General features: G+C 71.5%; 19 protein-coding genes. 12 read left to right on the top strand and 7 right to left on the bottom strand.

Annotation, left to right across the window (positions count from 1 at the left end; genetic code table 11):
* Window positions 1-40: 40 nt before the first annotated feature.
* The gene (locus tag ACH4SP_RS30125) at window positions 41-1,261 is read right to left on the bottom strand and encodes an amidohydrolase family protein (protein WP_398419389.1); all 1,221 of its coding nucleotides are present in this window, start codon (window positions 1,259-1,261) and stop codon (window positions 41-43) included.
* A gap of 172 nt (window positions 1,262-1,433) precedes the next feature.
* On the opposite strand from ACH4SP_RS30125, the gene ACH4SP_RS30120 reads away from it, so the two are divergent.
* The 3 genes from ACH4SP_RS30120 (at window position 1,434) to ACH4SP_RS30110 (ending at window position 5,386) form a co-directional block, all read left to right on the top strand.
* Window positions 1,434-4,370, top strand: coding sequence for a BTAD domain-containing putative transcriptional regulator (locus tag ACH4SP_RS30120; RefSeq protein ID WP_398419387.1), 2,937 nt, complete (start codon window positions 1,434-1,436; stop codon window positions 4,368-4,370).
* 195 nt (window positions 4,371-4,565) lie between these two features.
* Complete coding sequence (locus tag ACH4SP_RS30115) at window positions 4,566-4,721, top strand: hypothetical protein (RefSeq protein ID WP_398419385.1); 156 nt, start codon at window positions 4,566-4,568, stop codon at window positions 4,719-4,721.
* A gap of 260 nt (window positions 4,722-4,981) precedes the next feature.
* Window positions 4,982-5,386, top strand: a complete 405-nt coding sequence (locus ACH4SP_RS30110; RefSeq protein WP_398419383.1) for a DUF6247 family protein — start codon at window positions 4,982-4,984, stop codon at window positions 5,384-5,386.
* Between the two features lie 13 nt (window positions 5,387-5,399).
* On the opposite strand, the gene ACH4SP_RS30105 is transcribed toward ACH4SP_RS30110, so the two are convergent.
* The gene (locus ACH4SP_RS30105) at window positions 5,400-7,145 is read right to left on the bottom strand and encodes a fatty acid--CoA ligase family protein (RefSeq protein WP_398419381.1); all 1,746 of its coding nucleotides are present in this window, start codon (window positions 7,143-7,145) and stop codon (window positions 5,400-5,402) included.
* A gap of 98 nt (window positions 7,146-7,243) precedes the next feature.
* Between ACH4SP_RS30105 and ACH4SP_RS30100 the strand changes: the two genes are divergently transcribed.
* The 5 genes from ACH4SP_RS30100 to ACH4SP_RS30080 all read left to right on the top strand — a co-directional run bounded on the left by ACH4SP_RS30100 (window position 7,244) and on the right by ACH4SP_RS30080 (window position 11,099).
* Window positions 7,244-8,395 (top strand): lipid-transfer protein, encoded by a 1,152-nt coding sequence (locus ACH4SP_RS30100; RefSeq protein ID WP_398419380.1) that lies wholly within the window; start codon window positions 7,244-7,246, stop codon window positions 8,393-8,395.
* Window positions 8,396-8,403: 8 nt separating this feature from the next.
* Window positions 8,404-8,871, top strand: coding sequence for a Zn-ribbon domain-containing OB-fold protein (locus ACH4SP_RS30095; protein ID WP_398419378.1), 468 nt, complete (start codon window positions 8,404-8,406; stop codon window positions 8,869-8,871).
* Window positions 8,868-9,647 carry an enoyl-CoA hydratase/isomerase family protein gene (locus tag ACH4SP_RS30090; RefSeq protein WP_398419376.1) on the top strand — a complete coding sequence of 260 codons (780 nt, stop codon included), beginning with the start codon at window positions 8,868-8,870 and terminating at the stop codon, window positions 9,645-9,647. Before ACH4SP_RS30095 ends, ACH4SP_RS30090 begins: the two co-directional genes overlap by 4 nt.
* Before the next feature lie 115 nt (window positions 9,648-9,762).
* Window positions 9,763-10,737 carry a DUF1648 domain-containing protein gene (locus tag ACH4SP_RS30085; RefSeq protein ID WP_398419374.1) on the top strand — a complete coding sequence of 325 codons (975 nt, stop codon included), beginning with the start codon at window positions 9,763-9,765 and terminating at the stop codon, window positions 10,735-10,737.
* A gap of 2 nt (window positions 10,738-10,739) precedes the next feature.
* Entirely contained in the window at window positions 10,740-11,099 is a 360-nt protein-coding gene (locus tag ACH4SP_RS30080; protein ID WP_398419372.1) for a GntR family transcriptional regulator, read from the top strand.
* A 93-nt stretch (window positions 11,100-11,192) separates the two neighbouring features.
* On the opposite strand, the gene ACH4SP_RS30075 is transcribed toward ACH4SP_RS30080, so the two are convergent.
* Window positions 11,193-11,786: a hypothetical protein gene (locus ACH4SP_RS30075; RefSeq protein WP_398419370.1), complete on the bottom strand. Its 594-nt coding sequence runs from the start codon at window positions 11,784-11,786 to the stop codon at window positions 11,193-11,195.
* Window positions 11,787-11,961: 175 nt separating this feature from the next.
* Between ACH4SP_RS30075 and ACH4SP_RS30070 the strand changes: the two genes are divergently transcribed.
* Window positions 11,962-12,486 carry a hypothetical protein gene (locus ACH4SP_RS30070; RefSeq protein ID WP_398419368.1) on the top strand — a complete coding sequence of 175 codons (525 nt, stop codon included), beginning with the start codon at window positions 11,962-11,964 and terminating at the stop codon, window positions 12,484-12,486.
* Window positions 12,487-12,549: 63 nt separating this feature from the next.
* On the opposite strand, the gene ACH4SP_RS30065 is transcribed toward ACH4SP_RS30070, so the two are convergent.
* Both ACH4SP_RS30065 and ACH4SP_RS30060 read right to left on the bottom strand, forming a co-directional pair.
* Window positions 12,550-14,952 (bottom strand): PQQ-binding-like beta-propeller repeat protein, encoded by a 2,403-nt coding sequence (locus tag ACH4SP_RS30065; protein WP_398419366.1) that lies wholly within the window; start codon window positions 14,950-14,952, stop codon window positions 12,550-12,552.
* A 207-nt stretch (window positions 14,953-15,159) separates the two neighbouring features.
* The gene (locus ACH4SP_RS30060; protein WP_398419364.1) at window positions 15,160-15,963 is read right to left on the bottom strand and encodes a VOC family protein; all 804 of its coding nucleotides are present in this window, start codon (window positions 15,961-15,963) and stop codon (window positions 15,160-15,162) included.
* Window positions 15,964-16,250: 287 nt separating this feature from the next.
* Here ACH4SP_RS30060 and ACH4SP_RS30055 point away from each other — a divergent pair, with 287 nt between their 5' ends.
* Complete coding sequence (locus tag ACH4SP_RS30055) at window positions 16,251-16,898, top strand: TetR family transcriptional regulator (protein ID WP_398419363.1); 648 nt, start codon at window positions 16,251-16,253, stop codon at window positions 16,896-16,898.
* 147 nt (window positions 16,899-17,045) lie between these two features.
* Here the strand turns inward: ACH4SP_RS30055 and ACH4SP_RS30050 are convergent, their stop codons facing one another.
* Together ACH4SP_RS30050 and ACH4SP_RS30045 are read right to left on the bottom strand one after the other, a co-directional pair.
* Window positions 17,046-17,549, bottom strand: a complete 504-nt coding sequence (locus ACH4SP_RS30050) for a nitroreductase family deazaflavin-dependent oxidoreductase (RefSeq protein WP_398419361.1) — start codon at window positions 17,547-17,549, stop codon at window positions 17,046-17,048.
* Entirely contained in the window at window positions 17,549-18,739 is a 1,191-nt protein-coding gene (locus ACH4SP_RS30045) for an acyl-CoA dehydrogenase family protein (RefSeq protein WP_398419359.1), read from the bottom strand. The genes ACH4SP_RS30050 and ACH4SP_RS30045 overlap by 1 nt, the downstream gene beginning before the upstream one ends.
* A 119-nt stretch (window positions 18,740-18,858) precedes the next feature.
* Here ACH4SP_RS30045 and ACH4SP_RS30040 point away from each other — a divergent pair, with 119 nt between their 5' ends.
* Window positions 18,859-20,043: a thiolase C-terminal domain-containing protein gene (locus tag ACH4SP_RS30040; RefSeq protein WP_398419358.1), complete on the top strand. Its 1,185-nt coding sequence runs from the start codon at window positions 18,859-18,861 to the stop codon at window positions 20,041-20,043.
* A gap of 137 nt (window positions 20,044-20,180) precedes the next feature.
* Window positions 20,181-21,494 carry an FAD-dependent monooxygenase gene (locus ACH4SP_RS30035; RefSeq protein ID WP_398419356.1) on the top strand — a complete coding sequence of 438 codons (1,314 nt, stop codon included), beginning with the start codon at window positions 20,181-20,183 and terminating at the stop codon, window positions 21,492-21,494.
* Window positions 21,495-21,576 lie beyond the last annotated feature (82 nt).

Below are 21,576 nucleotides of genomic sequence, written 5' to 3'. Positions count from 1 at the left end.
CCGCCGCACCGAGCCGTGCGGGCATCCCCTCCCCGAGCCGCTATTTCCCGGGCCACAGCCCTTCCGCCGTCAGCCCCAGCAGCTCGATCGCGTTGCCCCGTACGATCCGGTCGACGACGTCCGGCTCCAGGTGGCCCATCTGGGCCTCGCCGACCTCCTTGGACCGGGGCCAGGTCGAGTCCGAGTGCGGGTAGTCGGTCTCGTACAGGACGTTCCCGACCCCGATCGAGTCGAGGTTCTTCAGGCCGAACGCGTCGTCGAAGAAGCAGCCGTAGACGTGTTCCGTGAAGAGTTCGGACGGCGGGCGGTGCACCTTGTCGGCGACTCCGCCCCAGCCGCGGTTCTCCTCCCAGACGACGTCGGCCCGTTCGAGGATGTACGGGATCCAGCCGATCTGGCCCTCCGCGTACATGATCCTGAGGTTCGGGAAGCGCTCGAACTTGCCGCTCATCAGCCAGTCGACCATCGAGAAGCAGCAGTTGGCGAAGGTGATGGTCGAGCCGACGGCGGGCGGGGCGTCCGCGGACGTCGACGGCATCTTCGAGGACGAGCCGATGTGCATCGCGACGACCGTGCCCGTCTCGTCGCACGCGCGCAGGAAGGGGTCCCAGTAGTCCGTGTGGATGGACGGGAGGCCCAGGTGCGGCGGGATCTCGGAGAAGGCGACCGCCCGGACGCCGCGTGCGGCGTTGCGGCGCACCTCGGCGGCGGCCAGGTCCGCGTCCCAGAGCGGGACGAGGGTGAGGGGGACGAGGCGGCCGTGGGCGGCCGGGCCGCACCACTCGTCGACCATCCAGTCGTTGTACGCGCGGACGCTCAGCAGGCCCAGTTCACGGTTGGGGGCCTCGGTGAAGGTCTGGCCGCAGAAGCGCGGGAAGGTGGGGAAGCAGAGGGCGGACTGGACGTGGTTGACGTCCATGTCGGCGAGGCGGTCCGGGACGGAGAAGGACCCCGGGCGCATCTGCTCGTAGGTGATGACTTCGAGCTTGATCTCGTCGCGGTCGTAGCCGACCGCCGTGTCGAGGCGGGTGAGGGGGCGGTGCAGGTCCTCGTACACCCACCAGTCGCCTATCGGTCCTTCGTCGCCCTTCTCCCCCATGACCGGGGCGAACTTTCCGCCCAGGAAGGTCATTTCCTTCAGGGGCGCGCGCACGATGCGCGGGCCGACGTCGAGGTACTTCTTCGGGAGCCGGTCCTGCCAGACGCCGGGGGGCTCCACCGTGTGGTCGTCCACCGAGATGATCTTCGGGAAGCTGTCCATGACCGTCACCGTACCGCCGATCTGACGATCCGTCAGGTGGGTGTGAGTGCAGTTTCTGCTCGCATCCTTGAGGTTCCTCTGAGGTTTCCGTACTGACGCGCTCGCCATGGACAGGGCAAACTGACAGTTGCCATAACGGGGTGCTACGGGAAGTAACGGCAAGGGGATTGCAATGGACGGCATACCGGGCGATGCGCCGGACGGCGCCCCCGACGCGTCCGAGCTGCGCTTCAGCCTGCTCGGACCGGTCCGGGCCTGGCGCGGCGGCGAACCGGTGCCCGCCGGGTCCCCGCAGCAACGGGCCCTGCTCGCCCTGCTCCTGCTGCGCGACGGACGGACCGCCACCGCAGCCGAACTCATCGACGGCATCTGGGGCGAGGAACCGCCTTCGCAGGCGCTGGCCGCGCTGCGCACGTACGCCTCCCGGCTGCGCAAGGCGCTCGGCGCCGACGTCCTGGTCAGCCTGGCCGGCGGGTACGCGATACGGCCGGCGGGCGGGGCGCTCGACCTGGCGGTGGCGCAGGAGCTGGCGGCGGACGCCGAGAAGGCCCGTACCGCCGGAGAACGCTGCACGGCGCGCGACCTGCTCGGAAAGGCGCTCGGGCTGTGGGACGGCGAGGTGCTGGCCTCCGTACCCGGGCCCTACGCGGAGTCGCAGCGGGCCCGGCTGGAGGAGTGGCGCCTGCAGCTCACGGAGACCCGGCTGGACCTGGACCTGGAGGTGGGCTGCCACGCGGAGGCCGTCTCGGAGCTGACCGCGCTCACAGCGGCGCACCCGCTCCGCGAACGCCTGCGCGAGCTGCTCATGCTCGCCCTCTACCGCTGCGGGCGGCAGGCGGAGGCGCTCGCCGTGTACGCGGACACCCGGCGGATGCTCGCCGACGAGCTGGGCGTGGACCCGCGCCCGGAACTCTCCCGGCTCCAGCAGCGCATCCTGGAGGCGGACGAGGAACTGGCCCGGCCCGTCGAGGCCCCGGCCGCGGCCGCCCCCGCCGTGATCCGGCCCGCCCAACTCCCGGCCTCCGTACCGGACTTCACCGGCCGCACCTCCTTCGTACGCGAACTGGGCGACCGCCTCGCGAGCGCCGAGACCAGCGTCATGGCGGTCTCCGCCCTGGCCGGCATCGGCGGCGTCGGCAAGACCACCCTCGCCGTCCACGTCGCGCACGCCGCCCGCCCGCACTTCCCGGACGGCCAGCTGTACGTCGACCTCCAGGGCGCGGGCTCGCGCGCGGCCGAACCGGAGACGGTGCTCGGGGCATTTCTGCGGGCGCTGGGCACCCCGGACACGGCGATCCCGGACTCCCTGGACGAGCGGGCGGCCCTCTACCGCTCCACCCTCGACGGCCGCCGGGTCCTCGTACTCCTCGACAACGCACGGGACGCGTCGCAGGTCAGGCCGCTCCTCCCGGGCACCCCCGGCTGCGCGGCCCTCCTCACCGCCCGCACCCGGATGGTGGACCTGGCCGGCGCACACCTCATCGACCTCGACGTCATGTCCCCCGAAGAAGCCCTCCAGCTCTTCACCCGCATCGTGGGCGAGGAGCGGGTCGCCGCCGAGCGCGAGGCCTCGCTGGACGTGGTCGGCGCGTGCGGCTTCCTCCCCCTCGCGATCCGGATCGCGGCGGCCCGGCTGGCCGCCCGCCGCACCTGGACCGTGTCCGTACTGGCGGCGAAGCTGGCCGACGAACGCCGCCGCCTCGACGAACTCCAGGCCGGCGACCTCGCGGTCAAGGCCACCTTCGAACTCGGCTACGGCCAACTGGAACCCGCCCAGGCCCGCGCCTTCCGCCTGCTGGGCCTCGCGGACGGCCCCGACATCTCCCTCGCCGCCGCGGCGGCGGTGCTGGACCTGCCCCTCTACGACACGGAGGACGTGCTGGAGTCCCTCGTCGACACCTCCCTCCTGGAGTCGGCGTCCCCGGGCCGCTACCGCTTCCACGACCTCGTACGCCTCTACGCGCGTGCATGCGCGGAACGCGACGAACACCCGGCGACGGGCCGTGAGCTGGCGCTGTCGCGGCTGCTGGACTTCTATCTGGCGACGGCGGCGGGGGTCTACGCGATCGAGCGGCCGGGGGATCGGCTGGTGGATCACCTGGAACCCGTTGGCCGGAGCGGGCTGGAGTTCACCGACCGCCACGACGCCCGGGACTGGCTGTACAGGGAGGCGGGCCCGCTACTGGCCTGCGTACGGCAGTCGACCGGGGCGGGGACCGTACGCAGGGCGGTGGATCTGCTGTGGGCAGCGCTGGACCTGGGCGAATCGGGCGCCAACGCTCGGGAGTACGAGTCGACGGCCCAGGCGGTGCGGGAGGCGGCGAAAGCGAACGGGGACGAACGGACCGAGGGGCGCGCCCTGTTGACCCTGGCCGACGTACACCACACCTCGGGCCGCTTCGAGCAGGCCGAGCAGGAAGCCGAACAGGTCATGCGGCTGGCCACTGCGGCGGAAGATCCGCTGCCCACCTGCTGGGCACCGAATGCGCGCGGCATCATGGCGCTGTACCAGAACCGGCACGCCGACGGCGAAACCCACCTCACCCTGGCGATCTCCAACTTCCGCAGCATCGGCGACCGCCCGGGCGAAGCCAGCGCCCTGTGCAACCTCTCGCGCATCCACCTCGCGATGGGCCGCACCGCGAGCGCCGTTTCCCTGGCGCAGCAAGGGCTGGACATCTACGACGGCATGGGAAACACCCTGCGCGGGGCGAACGCACGGTATGCGCTCGGCCTGGCGCTCACCCAGAACGAACAGCGCGAGGCGGCAACGGAACGGCTCTACGAAGCGTTGTCGGTCTTCCACGACAGTCGTCAGCGCTTCTGGGAAGGCATGACGCTCTTCCGACTGTCCGAGGTCGACTTGTCTGCGGAGCAACCGGCCTCGGCCGCTGCCAAGGCGGAGCAGGCGCTGACCGTTCTCCGTGGGATCGGCGGCGAATGGCGGCGCGGCAACGTCCTCACCGTGCTCGGCCGGGCACTGCACGCGGTCGGCCAGAGTGGCCGGGCGCATGTGTGCTGGCGCGAGGCATTGGCCATCTACGAAGGGTCAGGCTCACCAGAAGCCGCCGAAGTGCACAGATTGCTCGCCCTGGCCGCCGCGGCCTAGGCGTTCATCGTTCGTTTATCGCCCTCCGGCATTGTCATGGCTGTCGGATCCGTCGCGTCGGGGGGCAGACGGGACCGAGCTCAGGGCCGCGAACTAAGGTGAACGGCCCTGCGGAGTCCGCCCGATCGGCCACGGGGGAACGGACGGGCGGGCTCCACCCATCTGCCAAGCACAGACTCACCGGAGATGATGATCATGAGCGACGCCAAGAAGCCCGCGCCCGACATCAAGCCGCTCGACATGCACGCCAGCAGCGCGGACGACGAGAAGATTCAGACCAAGGACATGCACGCCTCGTCGGAGCCCGCCAAGACCGACGACATGCACGCCTCGTCGGAGCCCGCGAAGTAGACCTTCCTGTACGGGGGGATCGGCCGCGGCGGCGCGGAGGGGGAGCCGTCGCGGCCGACTCATGTCCGGGCGCGGTCCGTGCAGGCACGTACACGGGCCCCATACACGTGTCACGTACACCTACGACCCCACGCAACCCGCACCACCGTTCCGCCCTCCTCCCGTACGAGATCCGCAGGACCAGCGATCCGGACAAAATCCCAGGCCACAAGCCCGGTACGGCCGGACCACGCATCCCGCAAGGCCCCGGAAGGACCGGAATGACCGCCGCCCAGCGAAACGCCGCCGCGACCACACCCACTGCCCCCGGCAGCGAGCCCACCGACGGCCGCACCCCGCTCGTCCCCCGGCCCGACCGCACCACCGCGGGCCTGCGTTCCGCGCTCTCCCGCCTCGCTCCGCACCAGCTCCCGGACATGGAGCGGCAGATGGAGGAGGCCCTCAACCTGGCGGCCCGTTCCGGCACCCTCGCCCCGCTCACCCAGTTCCTGGACAGCTGGGCGGTGACGGTGGAGATCACCCGCGTCCCGGAGACCGCGGCACGCCTGCGCGAGGCGGAGTACACGGTCCGCACGGCCCCCGGCGACGCCCCGGCCTGGCGCACGGCCATGAACGAGATCCGCGACCTGCGCGCGGCCGCGTGGGACGCCATCGCCGCGCGCTGAAAGCGAAAGCCCGCTACCCGGCGTTCCGCTCCCGCTCCCGCTCCCGGCTCCGCAGCTCCCCCTTCAGCACCTTCCCGCTCGCGTTGCGCGGCAGGTCGGAGACGAATTCGACGGACCTCGGGACCTTGTAGTTCGCCATTTCGCGGCGGGACCAGGCGATCACGTCGTCGGCCGTGAGGGTGGTGGACGAGTGCGCGCGGCGGACCACGTACGCCTTGCCCACCTCGCCCAGGCGCGGGTCCGGGATGCCGATGACCGCGACGTCCGCTATGTCCGGGTGCAGGCCGAGGAGTTGCTCGATCTCGGCGGGGTACGCGTTGAAGCCGCCGACGATGAACATGTCCTTGATCCGGTCGGTGATGCGGAGGTTGCCGGAGGGATCGAGGATGCCCACGTCCCCGGTGCGGAGCCAGCCGTCGGGGGTGCGCGTGGCCGCCGTGCCGGTGGGGTCCTCGAAGTAGCCCTGCATGACGTTGAAGCCCCTGACCAGGACTTCTCCCGGGGTGCCCGGCGGGGCCCCGACCCGTACCTCCGTACCGGGAATCGCCCGGCCCGAGGTCGCCGCGATGACGTCCGGGGCGTCGCCGCGGCGGCACATCGTGACGATCCCGGACGCTTCGGAGAGGCCGTAGGCGGTCAGGACGGTGGCGATGTGGAGTTCGGAGCGGAGGCGTTCGACGAGTTGGAGGGGGACGACGGCGGCGCCCGTGACGACCAGGCGGAGGGCGGAGAGGTCGTGTGACGCACGGGCGGGGTGGTCCAGGAGGGACTGGTGGAGGGTCGGGGGGCCGGGGAGGACCGAGATGCGTTCGGCGGCGATGTTGGCGAGGACCGTGTCCACGTTGAAGACGGGCTGGGGGACCATCGTCGCGCCCCGGGTGAGGCAGGCGATGATGCCGGCCTTGTAGCCGAAGGTGTGGAAGAAGGGGTTCACGATCAGATAGCGGTCGCCCTCGCGGAGGCCGGCCAGGCCGGCCCAGATGTCGTAGGCCCGAAGGGTCTGGGCGTGGGTGATCACCGCACCTTTGGGGCGACCGGTGGTGCCGGAGGTGTAGATGATGTCGGAGGGATCGGAGGGGGAGACCGCCGACGCGCGCTCGCGGACTGCCGCGCCACTCACCGACTCCCCCGCCGCCAGGAAGTCCTTCCAGGTCAGGAAGTCGGACGGGACCGCGTCGTCGGCGAGGACGACCACGTCGGTGAGGTGCGGGAGGCCGGGGAGCGGGCCGCCTCCCGGATTCCCCGGACCGTCGGACCGACCGTCCCCCGGCCCGTCGGACCGACCGTCCCCCGGCCCGTCCGCCGTCGCCCGTCGCAGCGACGCCACGTACGACGTACCGAGGAAGGTGCCCGTGATGAAGAGCAGTTTCGTACGGGACTGGCGCAGGACGTACGCCGCCTCCGTGCCCTTGAAGCGGGTGTTGAGCGGGACCAGGACCGCTCCCGCCGTCACCGCGCCGAGGGCGGAGACGATCCAGTCGAGGGTGTTGGGGGCCCAGACCGCCACCCGGTCGCCCTGCCGGACGCCCCGGGCCAGGCAGGCCGCGGCCGCGCGTTCGACGCGCTCGCCGAGTTCCGCGTACGAGAGGCGGGTGCGGCCCTCGACCACCGCCTCCCGCTCCCCGTACCGGCTCGCGGCGTGCCGCACCAGCTCCGGGACGGTGTTCCACCGAGCATTCCGCCCGGCGTCGAAGTCCGCATCGAAATCCGCGTCGAACTCGGCGTCGAACTCGGCGTCGCCCTGTGCGTCGAACCGCATCGCAAGCCCTCCCACACCACTAGCTGACTATCCGTCAGATTAGCTGTAGCCTGACGCGCTGTCAGCAGTCAGGACCGTTGCGGAGGTGGCCGGGAAGCATGCCAGCAGCACTCAAGGACGCGACTGCGATAGTCGGGATAGGACAGACCGCCTTCGCCAAACAACTCCCGGGGAGCGAGAAGGAGTTGGCCTGCCGTGCCATTCTCGCCGCGCTCGACGACGCGGGCATCGATCCCGCCGAGGTCGACGGCCTCGCCTCGTACACGATGGAGGAGACCGACGAGGTCGAGGTCGCGAAGGCCGTCGGCGCCGGGGACCTCACCTTCTTCTCCAAGGTCGGCTTCGGCGGCGGCGGTTCGTGCGCGACCGTCGCACATCTGGCCTCGGCGATCGCGACGGGACAGGCGAGCGTCGGCGTCGCATGGCGCTCCCGCAAGCGCGGAAGCGGACCGAGGCCCTGGCGGAACACGGCGGTTCAGCTGCCGACGCCCGCCCAGTGGACCCGCCCCTTCGGCCTGCTCCGCCCCGCCGACGAGATCGGCATGCTCGCCCGCCGCTACATGCACGAGTACGGCGCGACCCGCGACCACCTCTTCAACGTCGCCCTCGCCTGCCGCAACCGGGCCAACCAGAATCCCGCCGCGATGATGTACGAGCGGCCGCTGACCCGCGACATGTATATGACCTCGCGCTGGATCAGCGAGCCGCTCTGTCTCTTCGACAACTGCCTGGAGACCGACGGTGCGTTGGCGTGCGTGATCGTCTCCGCCGAGCGGGCACGGGACTGCCGGCGCAAGCCCGTGTACGTCCACTCGGCCGCCCAGGGCCTGCCCGCCCAGCACCACGGCATGGTCAACTACTGGAACGACGACCCGCTGACAGGACCGGCCTGGACCGCCGCCCGACACCTGTGGAAACAGGCGGACTTCGGCCCCGACGACGTCGACGTGGCGCAGATATACGACGCGTTCACGCCGCTCATCCCGCTGTCGCTGGAGGGGTACGGGTTCTGCGGGCGCGGCGAAGGGGCCGCGTTCACCGAGGGCGGGGCGCTGGAGAGCGGCGGCAGGCTGCCGATCAACACCGGGGGCGGCGGGCTGAGCGAGGCGTACGTGCACGGCTTCAATCTGATCAACGAGGGCGTGAAACAGCTGCGCGGCACCAGCACCGCCCAGGTCCCGAACGCCGCCACCTGCCTGGTCACGGCGGGCGAGGGCGTCCCCACTTCCGCTCTGCTGCTGAGGAGTTGAGCCCTGCGATGACCACTCCCGACGATCTCCTCTCCCCCGTCGACGACCTCCTCTCCCCCGTCGTGGACGACGACGGCGCCCCCTTCTGGGAGTACGCCGCGCGCGGCGAGCTGCGCGTGCAGGCCTGCGCCGACTGCGGCGAGCTGCGCTTCCCGCCCCGGCCGTGCTGCCCGCACTGCCACTCCTTCGCTTCCGAGTGGCGGCTGATGAGCGGGAAGGGCGTGGTGTGGTCGTACGTCGTGCCCCACCCGCCCCTCCTGCCCGCCTACGCGGCCCAGGCCCCGTACAACGCGGTGATCGTGGAACTGGCGGACGCACCGCGCATCCGGCTCGTCGGGAACGTGGTCGCGGCGGCCGGCGCCGCCCTGGACTCCGTCGACCCGGCGCGGCTGCGGATCGGGGCGAAGGTGCAGGTCGCGTTCGTGGAGCTGCCGGACGGGACGACCGTGCCGCGCTGGCTGCTGGAGCGGCCGTGAGTGTGCGGGTGGAGCGTGACGAGAAGACCGGCGTCGCGGTCGTCACGCTCGACCGGCCCGAACGGCTCAACGCCATCGACCTGGTCACCGCCGCCCAACTGGCCGATGCCTGGCGGGACTTCAGGTTCGACGACACCGTGCGCGCGGTCGTCCTGACCGGTGCGGGCGCGAAGGCGTTCTGCACGGGCATCGACCGGGCCACGGACGTACCGCAGCCACCCTCCCCGTACTCGACCGACGACCCCCTCCTCACCGTCGGCCCGAAGGCGAACGACCTGTGGAAGCCGGTGATCGCGGCGGTGCGCGGCATGGCGTGCGGCGGGGCGTTCTACCTGCTGGGCGAGGCGGAGTTCGTGGTGGCGGGCGAGAGCGCGACCTTCTTCGACCCGCACACGACGTACGGAATGGTCAGCGCGTACGAAACGGCGCTGCTGGCGCAGCGGATGCCGTACGGGGAGGTGGCCAGGATGGCGCTGCTGGGGACGGCCGAGCGGATGTCGGCGCGGCGGGCGTACGAGGTGGGGCTCGTGTCGGAAGTGACCCCGGACGGGGCGGAGCTGGCGGGCGCCCTGCGCGCGGCCGAGGTGATCGCCGGGTCTCCGACGGAGGCGGTGCAGGGCACCGTACGGGCGCTGTGGGCGACGAAGGAGGCGGCGCGGGCGCAGGCGTACGCGCAGGCTCCGCATCTGATCGCGCTGGGGAATCTACCGGTGGAGCGGCAGGCGGAGCTGTTCGAGGACCGGGGGAAGCGGGGGGCCGAGTTCCGGATTCGCTGAACAGGGACCTCCCCCGCGAGGTTGTTCACAGGGGAGAAGTTGTTCGCATGGGAGGGGAACAATTCTTCCCTCATCTCCAGTTGTTCTAGTAGTATACGAACAACTGGAGGTAGCCATGACCCTGCACATGACCCCCGTCCGACTGCGCCTGGCAGCGCTGACCCTCGTGCCCTTCGCTCTGGCCCTGCTCCTCAGCCTGACCACCTTCCTGATCTTCCACAACGAGCTGCCGGACCGCCTGGCCAGCCGTTTCGACACGGCGGGGAAGCCGACCTCCTACCTCGGCAGCACCGCGGCCGCCGTCGGCTCCACCCTGCTCATCGCCCTGCTCGCCGCGGTCTGGGCCTTCACCGTCCACAAGGGAAAGCTCTCGGCCCGGGGAGTGCGCGGCATGCTGGCCGGCGGCTGGGGCATATCGGGCCTGCTCGGATACCTGATGCCGGTGAACACGCTCGCCAACCGCGGCGCGACCGACGGCTCCGACGTCCGTATGCCGATGTGGCACCTCGTGGCGGCGGCCGGCGTCGCGCTCGTCGCGGCAGCGGTGGGCCTGCTGCTCGCCCGTACGGTACCGGCGGAGGCGACCGCGCCCGCCAGGAACCACGAGACCGGCCGGATCGACCTCGCCCGGGGCGAGGTGGCGAGCTGGTCGCACCGGCTCGGCTCCGGGATGCCCCTGCTGGCGGCGGCCGCCACCCTGGCCGGGAGCGTGGCCTGCGGCTTCGCGGAGCAGTGGTACGCGGCCGGAGCGCTGCTGGTCCTCGGCCTGCTGGTGCTGGGGTTCGCGTCGGCGCACGTCATGGTGGACCGCCGCGGGCTCACGGTCGCGCCGTCGCTGCTGCCCTGGCCCGCCGTGCGCATCCCGCTCAAGGAGGTGCGGGAGGTGCACAGCCGCGAGATCAATCCCGTCGCGGACTACGGCGGCTGGGGCTACCGCGTGCGGAGCAACCGCACCGGGCTCATACTGCGCTCCGGCGAAGCAATCGTCGTACGGCGCGGGAACGGCCGGGAGTTCGCGGTCACCGTGGCAGACTCCGCGACCGGAGCCGCGCTCCTGGCCACCCTGATCGATCGCCGAGAAAGCCGCTGACCATGCTGTTCAAGTTGGACCCCGCCTCGTCCGTGCCCCTCGGCGACCAGATCGCATCCTCGGTGCGCGGCGCGATCGCCGACGGCACCGTGGAACCGGGCGAGCGCCTCCCCGCCGCCCGAGTCCTCGCCGACTCGCTCGGCATCAACGTCCACACGGTGCTGCGCGGCTACCAGCGCCTCCGCGAGGAAGGCCTGATCGAGCTGCGCCGGGGCCGGGGCGCGGTGGTCGTCGACGCCCCGGTGTCGCCGGGGCGGGCCAGGATCCTGGAGCGCATCGGCGAACTGGTGGAGGAGGCAAGGAAGTTGGGAATGCCGGAGGAGGACCTGCTGGAACTGGTCCGGGCCAACCTGGCGGGCTGAGCGCGCCCCGCGGACGTACGAAGGAGGGCCCGGTCGCCTCGTGCACGACCGGGCCCTCCGCATCCCGCTCCCGGTGTCAGGAGCTGGTGCGCGTCAGGAGCTGGTGCGCGTCACGTACTTGACCTCGCAGCGGCCGATCAGCGACTCGGTCGACTTCTTCACGAACGGGGTGGCGACGTCGATGCTCCGGGACTGACCCGGGGCGACGGCGGCGATGCTCGTCGAGCGGGTGCCGACAGTGGAGCCGCTGTTGGTGAACTTCACCATGAAGCTGTAGGTGTACGTCGACGAGGAGCTGCTGTTCGTCGCGGTGATGTTGGCGAGCATGCCGCGCGACGGGTCGTACTTGCACTCCGAGATGCGCAGGTCGCGCGAGGCGCTGCTGCTGCCGCCGGTGCCCGGGACGGAACCGGTGGTGCTGCTGGAGGAGCTGGAGTCGGTGCCGCCGGTCGTCGTGGACGAGCTGGAGCCGCCGCTCGACGAGCTGGAGCCGTCGTAGCCGCCCGTGGAGGCCTGGTAGTCGCCGCCCGAGGAGCTGGAGCTGGACGAGCTGTCGCCGCCGCTGCTGCTGGACGAGCTGGAGCTGTGACCGCCGCCGCAGCTGCCCCCGTGGGAGCCCCGGGCACCGGTGAGTGCGACGACTGCGATGCCGAAAACGGCCACTGCGCGGACATGGCGAAGCTTCATGGCTTCCAACCCCCGTGGATTTCACACTGTTTGGGACAACTCTGGCAGGAGTAAAGATCCCATAAGGACAAGTGCATGACACCTTAGCAGCGGCTGTCACATGGCAGGCCCCAAACCCCGGGCGTAGCGTCGAACCCCTGAGACCTCGACAGAACCTCGACAAGAGGAGCGCGAGATGGTCAGGAATCTCCTTGGCTCGGTCATCGCTCTCGCCGGAGCGACGATCGCCGTATGGAGCCCTTTCCGAGCCTGGTACGACGGACGTCACGGGCGCGACTACCGATTCCTGGATCTCTTCAACGGGATCACAGACGCCAGGGCGGAGCTGGCCGGTTCCCTGCTGCTGCCGTTCCTTTTCACCGCGCTGATCACGCTGGTCGGGGCGCTCCTGAGATCCCGGACGCTGATGGCGCTGGCCGGGCTGGTCACCCTCGGCTTCACGGTCTTCTGGATGGTGCGCCAGGGTCAGGCGGCATCCGGCCTGGCCGTCAACGCGGACGGCACCGGCCTCGGAATGGGCGTCGCGAGCGCACTGGGCGGCGGCGTCCTGATGCTGCTGGGCGCCCTCCTCATGACCGGCCGCGGCAGCCGCCGACGCCAGCGCCGCGAGAAGGCCGACCCATCCGCGTACGCCCCGGAGGGCGCGACGTACGACCCGCCTCCCACCCTCACGACTCCGCCGGATAGGGGCGCCCCATAGGGGCGCGGGGAACTGCGCGACCAGCCACAACGCACCCGCACGTGCACGTGCAAACCGGCCCCCTTACCGCGCCGACCGCCCCGTAGCCGTCCCCTTCACCGCGTCCAACGCGTAAACGCACCGGTCCTTGCTGCAGGCGTAGACGATCCCCGCCTCCGCCACCGGCGACCCCGTGATCTCGCCCCCGGTCTTCAGCTTCCAGCGCAGCTGGCCCCCCACCGCGTCCACGGTGTAGAGACAGTGGTCGGCGGACCCGAAGTGCACGCGCCCGTCCGCCACGACCGGCGCACCGACCAGCTCCCCGCCCGCCGCGAACCGCCACTTCGGCGTGCCCGTCACCGCGTCCAGGGTGTAGAGCGCGCTGCCGCTGCCCACGTGCACATGGCCGCCCACCACCAGCACCGGCTCGATCGACTGCCGGGACTCCGTCGCGATGCGCCAGCGGTCCTTGCCGGTGGAGGCGTCCAGCGCGTACACCGTGCCGAGGTAGTCGGCCAGGTAGACCCCGCCGCCCGTGACCGCGGGCCCGGGTGCGAAGGCGGGCGCGGACAGGAAGACCGCGGGCGCCTCGAAGTGCCAGCGGACGTGGCCCGAGCTCTGGTCGACGGCCAGGACCCGCGTCCCTGCGGAGACGTACACATAGCCGTCCTCCGCCGACGTCACCCGCACCGGGACCCCGCCGCACGACGCCGCGTCGCCCACCGGGTAGGACCAGCGCTCGATGCCGGACCGGGAGTCCAGCGCCCGCAGCCGCGCGTCCTGCCACACGTACACGGTGTCCCCGTGGACGTCGGGTCCGGCCTCCGGGGTCTCGAAGTCGGTCTGGGCGCCGGTGATTTCCCACAGCTTCTGCCCGTTGGACGCCTCCCACGCCTGTACGCCGCCGCCGCGCGTGCCCGTGACGACGGTGCCGCGGGCCGCCTTCAGCGAGTACACCCAGGCGTCGCTCTGGAGCCGCCACTTCTCGGTGCCGTCGGCGGCGTCCAGTGCGTACAGCGTCGGCCCGTCGGATGCGTGGATCCGGCCGCCGGAGACGGCCATCGCCCACGCCACGTCGCGCGTCTTGAACTGGCGGCGGCCCGAGGCCACGTCCAGGGCGTGCACCTCGAAGGAGGTGACGTAGACGAGGTCACCGGCGACGGCCGGGGTGCCCCACACGTCGTTCGACATCCGGAACCGCCACGGCCGCCACCCGGCGGGCGAGGGCCCCTCGGGGAGCGGCGGTACGGACCCGGGCTGCGGCGGTACGGTCCCGGGCGGCGAGGGGACGCCGTTGAGCGCCGCCCCGGCCGGCGGGCGCACCCAGCCGGTCGCCGGTCCCGCCGCCTCCGCGACGGCCGCGGCGGCGGCCGCCCCCTGCCCGTCGGCCACCCGGGGACCGGGTCCGATCGGCACCTTCGCCCCGGCGAGCCGTACCGGCCCGTCCGCGTACGAGGGGGGCGGCGGCGAGGCCTGCCCGGTGCGCGGGTCGCCGGCCCAGTCGCCGCGCGGCGGGTACGGCGGAGGATTCTGCGGGCGCGGCGGCGGCGAGGGGTCGGGCCTCGGCTGCACCGCGGCGGGGGCGACGGCCCGGCCGCCGCCCCTGCGCTGCTCGATCATCGCGGTGGCCCTGGTCGGCAGCCACGCCGACGCGGTGCCGCTGTCGTCGCCGCCGGAGGAGAAGAGGTGCGGGGCGAGCTGCGCCTGGAGGTCGGCGGGGCTGGGCCGCAGCGCCGCCTCCATGCCCATGCAGGAGTCGATCAGCGGACGGAGTTCGTCCGGGAGTCCTTCCAGGTCGGGGCCTTCGCGCAGCAGCATGAAGACGGTCTCGACGGGGTTCGCACCGTGGAAGGGGGCGTGCCCGGTCGCGGCGAAGACGAGGGTGGAGCCGAGCGAGAAGATGTCGCTCGCGCCGGTGACGCTCCGCGAGTCCCTGGCCTGTTCGGGGGACATGTACGCGGGCGTGCCCACGGCGACGTTCGTCATGGTCAGCCGGGTGTTGGAGACCCCGGACGCGATGCCGAAGTCGATGACGCGCGGCCCGTCCTCCACGACCAGGACGTTGGACGGCTTGAGGTCGCGGTGGACCAGGCCCGCCCCGTGGATCGACTGGAGGGCCTCGGCGATGCCCGCGGCCAGCCAGCGCACCGCGTTCGCGGGCATCGGCCCGCACTCATTCACTATTTCTTCGAGCGAGGGGGCGGGCACGTAGGCGGTCGCCAGCCACGGCACGGCCGCCCGCGGGTCGGCGTCGACGACGGCCGCCGTGTAGAAGCCGGAGACCGCGCGGGCCGCCTCGACCTCCCGCGTGAAGCGGACCCGGAACAGCTGGTCCTCGGCGAGCTCCGTCCGTACGGTCTTGATCGCCACCCGGCGTCCCGACGCGGAGCGCGCCAGATAGACGAGCCCCATCCCGCCGGCCCCGAGCCGTCCCAGCACCTCGAACGGGCCGATCCGCCGCGGATCGTGCTGCGTCAGCTGCTCCACTTGCCTGCCACCTCCCCGTACCAGGCCGCGAAACACAGCCCCGGGGGCATTCTTCCTGCCGAACGCCGCGCTGGCTAACCCGGGACCGGAATGGAATGTTTCCCCCCATTCCGTACACCTTTCGCGCAAATCTGGAACACGGGACTACGCCTTGCAGGCCCGGTTCCGCGCCTCGCGGCTCCGGTCCTGCCCCTTGAGACCCGGTTCCTACGCCTTCGGTTCAGCCAGCACCGCGAAAACCGCCCCCTGATTGTCGGCGAGGACCGCCATCCGCCCGTAGGGAATGTCGAACGGCGGCTGGGTGACCCGCCCGCCGAGCCGCTTGGCGTCCGCCACCGCCTCGTCGCAGTCCTCGACCATGAAGTACGAGAGGAAGTGGGCCGGCATCTCGGCCGGGAGCGCGTCCGTGATGACGCTCCGGCCGCCGATCGCCGTGGCCTCGCCCGGCTCGGTCCCGGCGGGCGACCAGATGCGGAAGGCGGCGCCGCTCCCGTCGGGCAGGTCCTGGCCCTCGAAGCCGAAGACCTGCGCGTAGAAGTCGTCGACGCGCTCCTTGTCCGCCTCGCGCACGTACACCTCGGTCCAGCAGAAGGCGCCGGGCTCCGCGGTCTTCTCGAAGCCCGGGTGCGTACCGCCCTGCCAGACGCCGAAGACGGCGCCGGCGGGGTCGGCGACCAGCCCCATCGTGCCGAACGGGCCGACCGGCATGGTGTCCATGACGACCTGTCCGCCCGCCTTCCGGGCGCGGGCGAGGAGCGCCGCGGTGTCGGGGGTGGCGAAGTAGACGCCCCAGGCGGTGGGCATCCGGCCGTCCGGCTTGGGGGCGAGCGCCGCGACGTTCTTCCGCTGGTCGCCCTCGCCGCTGAAGGCCTGTGTGTAGGAGCCGTACTCCTTCCCCGCGGGGTCGTCGAAGGTCCAGCCGAACAGCCCGCCGTAGAAGCGCTTGCCCGCTTCGACATCGGGGAGCGTCACATCGATCCAGCAGGGCACGCCTTCTGCGAATGCGGTCATGGACCGATCCTTCCCGCTCTCGGAAAATCCCGCTCGGAGATATCCACCGAAGTTGTCCACAGGCTGTTGATAACACTATTGGGGGACACCGTCCGACGCCCTGTCACGTACCGCCATTCGATCCCCGGCCCCGCCCCGAGGACCCCGTACGCCCCCTGTGCCGCCTCGGCCCCACCCGAATCCCGCACCCCGTCCACCACAACCGGCCCAAGATGCCTCAACTCTGGCCGGAAACCCATTTGCACTCGCCGAATCGCGCTCCGATCACCCCTCGGTAAGCTGACGGCATGACAGGACAAGTACGCACCGTCGACGGCCGCGTGGCCGGTCGACGTGGTCAGGCGACGCGGCAGAAGCTGCTCGACTGCCTCAGTGAAATGCTCAGCTCGTCCCCCTACCGGGACGTCAAAGTCATCGACGTGGCCCGCAAGGCCGGGACTTCACCCGCGACCTTCTACCAGTACTTCCCCGATGTGGAGGGCGCCGTCCTCGAAATCGCGGAGGAAATGGCAAAGGAGGGCGCGGGGTTGACCAGCCTGGTCGCCGGGCGCTCGTGGGTCGGCAAGGCCGGCGCACAGACCGCCGAGGAGCTCGTGGACGGATTCCTCGACTTCTGGCGGAAGAACGACGCGATCCTGCGGGTCGTCGACCTCGGCGCAGCAGAGGGCGACAAGCGGTTCTACAAGATCCGCATGAAGATCCTGAACTCCGTCACCAACTCCCTTACGGATTCCGTGAAGGAGCTCCAGGCGAAGGGCAAGGTCGACAAGGACATCAGCCCGGCGGCGATGGCCGGCTCCCTGGTCGCGATGCTCGCGGCCGTGGCCTCGCACCAGAAGGGCTTCACCACCTGGGGCGTCAAGCAGGCCGAACTGCGCCCGAACCTGGCGCAGTTGGTCCACTTGGGCATTACCGGCAGAAAGCCCGTCAAGTAACGCAGGCGGTACAAGCAGTATCGGTATACGCCCGCACCCGTACCGGACGAACCCCCACCAAGTCCTGTCACCCGATGGCGGATCACGCATGTGGTCCGCCATCGGCGTACCCGGGCCCCGTGGCAGCGGCAGCGGACCTCGGAACCCTCAGCGCCGCTCGATCCGGAACAGCCTGATCTCCCGCTCGATCCGCCGCTGGTACGTCGCGTACGGCGGCCAGAAGCCCAGCACCGCCCGCCACGCGTCCGCCCGCTCCTCGCCCGCGAGCAGCCGGGCCCGTACCGGAATGTCCTGTCCCGCCCAGCTGACGGAGGCCTCCGGATGGGCGAGCAGGTTGCCGGTCCAGGCGGGGTGCCCCGGGCGGCCGAAGTTGGACCCGATCAGGATCCAGGTCCCCTGCTCCGGCTCCGGCATGCAGGCCAGCGGCGTCACCCTCTCCAGCCCGCTCTTCGCACCGCGCGCGGTGAGGATCACACCGGGCAGCATTCGGGTGCTGAGCATCGTCCTGCCCCCGCTCAGCCGGTGGACGGTGCGGTCCAGGACGGGGATGACGTGCGGGGCGATCCTCGCGAAGGTACGCGTCGATGACACCTTCTGCATCAGCTTCACCCCGGCATGCGCGCCGGTGCCCGTGCTCGCCCTCGCGGCCATCAGACGGCCTCCGCCCTTCCGTCACCCGCGTGGAACATCCCCGCCAGGTCCGCCGCGTGCCCGCGCAGCCGGTGCACGGGCCCGAACAGCAGCTCGTCGGCGGCTCCCCGCTTGAAGTACAGATGTGCGTCGTGCTCCCAGTCGAAGCCGATGCCGCCGTGCAGCTGGACCGCCTCCGACGATGCGGTACGGAGCGCCTCCAGACCCTGCGCCAGGGCGAGCCGCCCGCCGCCGGCCGGGTCGTGGGCGGCGCAGTACGCGGCCGAGCGGGCGGCGGCGATCCGCACGTACACCTCGGCCAGCCGGTGCCCGGCCGCCTGGAAGGCGCCGCCGGAGCGCCCGAACCGCTCGCGCGCCTTCACGTACTCGACGGTCCGCTCCAGTGCCCGGTCGGCGGCGCCGACGGCCTCGGCGGCGAGCGCGGCGGCGGCCCCGCAGCCGGTCGCGGCCAGCGCACCCGCCACATCGGCGTCCTCACCCCCCAGCAACTCCCCTTCCACGTCCCGGAACTGAACGTCCCCCTGCGGTCGCGTCCCGTCCAGCGACACCTGCCGCACCCGCGCCAGTCCTGCGGCACTGGCTGCCCGTACGAGAAAGAGGAGTGTCCGGCTGCGCGCGAAGCCGCCGGTGTGCGCGGCGACGAGCAGCAGGTCCGCGCTGTGCCCGTCGAGCACCTGATCGGCCTGCCCGTACAGCACCCATCCGTGATCCGTACGCCGTGCCTGTACGCCGCCGGCGCGTCCGCCGCCCGCCCAGTGCGCGGCGGTGTTGTCGCCGGTCAGCCCGAGTGCGAGGGACAGCGCCGTGCCGGGCACGGCGACGGCGACGGACGTGCGGCCCGCGGCGATGTCCGGCAGCAGGGCCGCCCGCTGGGCCCCGGTGCCGAGCGCGGCGATCAGCGGTGCGGCGAGCACGGCGGTCGCGAGCAGCGGCGAGGGGAGCAGCGCGCGGCCGGTCTCCTCGCAGGCCAGGACGAGATCGGCGGGCGTGCGGCCCGCTCCCCCGTAGTCGGCGGGGAGCGCGAGCCCCGGCAGGCCGAGCTCGTCGGCGAGCTGCCGCCAGAGCTCGCGGTCGTACCCCTCGGCGGTCGCGGTGGCGGACTTGACCTCGTCCGGGCCGCAGCGTTTGGCGAGCAGGTCGTGCAGGGCGCGGCGGATCTCGTCCTGTTCCGCGGTGAAGGCGACGTCCATCTTGTGTGGTCCTCCCCTGATCTGACGGGGCGTCATGTTAGAGGCACAGCACTTCAAAGCCCATAGCGGCGCGGGCACTTGAACATCCGATGGCGCGTACCTGATGTACCGTCAGATTCATGACATCCCCCTCCGCGAAGACCCTGGGACAACGCAAGGTCGCCGTCGTCGGTGTCGCGCTCTCCGACTGCGGCCGGGTGGACGAAGCCACCCCGTACGCACTCCACGCCCAGGCCGCCCGCCGCGCACTCGCCGACTCGGGTCTCGACCGCTCCGTGATCGACGGCTTCGCGTCGGCGGGGCTCGGCACCCTCGCCCCCGTCGAGGTCGCCGAGTACCTGGGCCTGCGCCCCCGCTGGGTGGACTCCACCTCGGTGGGCGGCGCGACCTGGGAGGTGATGGCGGCCCATGCCGCGGACGCCATCGCCGCAGGTCACGCCAGCGCCGTCCTTCTCGTCTACGGGTCGACGGCCCGCGCCGACATCAAGGCGGGGCGGCGCACCTCCAACCTCTCGTTCGGCTCGCGCGGCCCGCTCCAGTTCGAGGTTCCGTACGGTCACACGCTGGTCGCGAAGTATGCGATGGCCGCGCGCCGGCACATGCACGAGTACGGGACGACGCTGGAGCAGCTCGCCCAGGTGGCGGTGCAGGCCAGGGCGAACGCGGCGACGAACCCGGACGCGATGTTCACCGCCCCGCTCACCGTCGACGAGGTCCTGGCGGGCCCGATGATCGCGGACCCGTTCACCAAGCTGCACTGCTGTCTGCGCAGCGACGGCGGCTGCGCGGTGCTGCTGGTCGCCGAGGAGTACGTACCGGACACGGCGAAGGCGCCGGTGTGGGTGCTGGGCGCGGGTGCGTCGGTGTCGCACACGACGATGTCGGAGTGGGAGGACTTCACGGTCTCCCCGGCGGCGGCGAGCGGCAGGATCGCCTACGAACAGGCCGGGTTGGGCCCGGCCGACGTGGACATCGCCGAGATCTACGACGCCTTCACCTACATGACCCTGGTCACCCTCGAAGACCTGGGCTTCTGCGCGAAGGGCGAGGGCGGGGCGTTCGTGGAGAAGGGGCGGCTGCTGCGGGACGGCGAGCTGCCGACCAATACCGACGGAGGCGGCCTTTCGGCCTGCCATCCGGGGATGCGCGGCCTGTTCCTGCTGGTGGAGGCGGTGCGGCAGCTGCGGGGCGAGGCCGGGGACGGCCAGGTCCGCAAGGCGGGCGGGCGGCTGCCGGAGGTGGCGATCGCGTCGGGGACGGGCGGCTGGTTCTGCTCGTCGGGGACGGTGCTGCTGGGGCGTTGAGGGGGTCGCGGGAAAGCCCCCTCCCGAGAATCTATACACCTGTCATAGACAGATGTCTTAAACGCTCGTACAGTCGAGTCATCGGCCGGCGCACCCACCCGCACCGGCCGACCCAACTCGCTCACGAGGAGCCCCAGATGACGCGCGCCATGAACCCCGTCACCCCTGCCCGGACCGTCCGGACCGTCCGCACCGTCCTCATCTCCGGCGCGAGCATCGCGGGCCCCGCCCTCGCCCTCTGGCTGCACCGGTACGGCTTCGAGCCGACCGTCGTCGAGCGCGCCGACGCACTGCGCGCGGGCGGTTACAAGGTCGACCTGCGCGGCACCTCGGTCGAGGTCTGCAAGCGGATGGGCATCATGGACGAGGTCCGCGCCCACTCCACGGACATGCGGACGGGCTCCTACGTCGACGAGAACAACCGCACCGTGGGCGAGATGCCGGCCGACATCTTCGGCGGGCGGGCCGGGGACGACGACGAGATCATGCGCGGCGACCTGGCCCGGATCCTCTACGAGCGCACCCGCGACGACGTCGAGTACCTCTTCGGCGACTCGATCACCTCGCTCACCGAGGACGAGGACGGCGTCCTGGCCACCTTCGAGAACTCCGCCCCCCGCCGCTTCGACCTGGTCGTCGGCGCCGACGGGATGCACTCGAACACCCGCCGCCTGGCCTTCGGCGACGAGCAGCGCTTCCGCCGCCACCTGGGCGCGTACATCTCGATCTTCACCGCGCCGAACGACCTGGGGCTCGACCGGCACGAGGCGTACCACGCGCTCCCGGACAAGCTGGTGTGCGCGTACAGCTCGCGGGGCGAGCAGACGGCGAAGAACATGTTCGTCTTCGCGTCGCCGGAGGTCGCGTACGACCACCGCGACACGGCCGCCCAGAAGCGCATCCTCACCCGGACCTTCGCCCAGGACAGGAGCTGGGAGATCCCCCGTCTGCTGACGAACGCCGAAGCCGCCGACGACTTCTACTTCGACTCGATCAGCCTGATCGAGATGGACCGCTGGTCGAAGGGGCGCATCGTGCTCCTCGGCGACGCGGCGCACTGCACGTCACCCGCCTCCGGCCAGGGCACTGGCCTCGCCCTCATCGGCGCGTACACCCTGGCAGGCGAACTGGCGGCAGCAGAGGGGGACTTCGAGCTCGCCCTCGCCGCCTACGAGCACCACATGCGTCCCGGCGTCGAGCACACCCAGTCCTTCGCGCAGAAGTTCGTCGGCGAGATGACGATGGACAGCAGGTGGAAGATCCGGCTGCGGCTGCTGATGCTGCGCTCGCTGCCGAAGATGCCGTGGCGGAACTTCATCGCGAAGAAGATCACGGAGGACGTGCAGAAGATGGCGCACTTCGTCCCGCTCAAGGAGTACGCACGCGTTCCCGCGGGGCACGCTGCCGGTCGCGCGCGGCACGCTGCCGGTCCCACGCGGCGCACGGCCTGACGGCACGTCCGGGGTCTGACGGCACGTCCGGGTCTGACAGCCCGACTTGACCTGACGGCACGTCCGGATCAGACAGCACGTC

It is taken from the genome of Streptomyces sp. NPDC021093 (assembly GCF_044333135.1).
In the GTDB taxonomy this organism is placed as follows: Bacteria; Actinomycetota; Actinomycetes; order Streptomycetales; family Streptomycetaceae; genus Streptomyces.
Note: the sequence above shows the minus strand (reverse complement) of the source record. Positions and strands in the feature narration are given on the sequence as shown.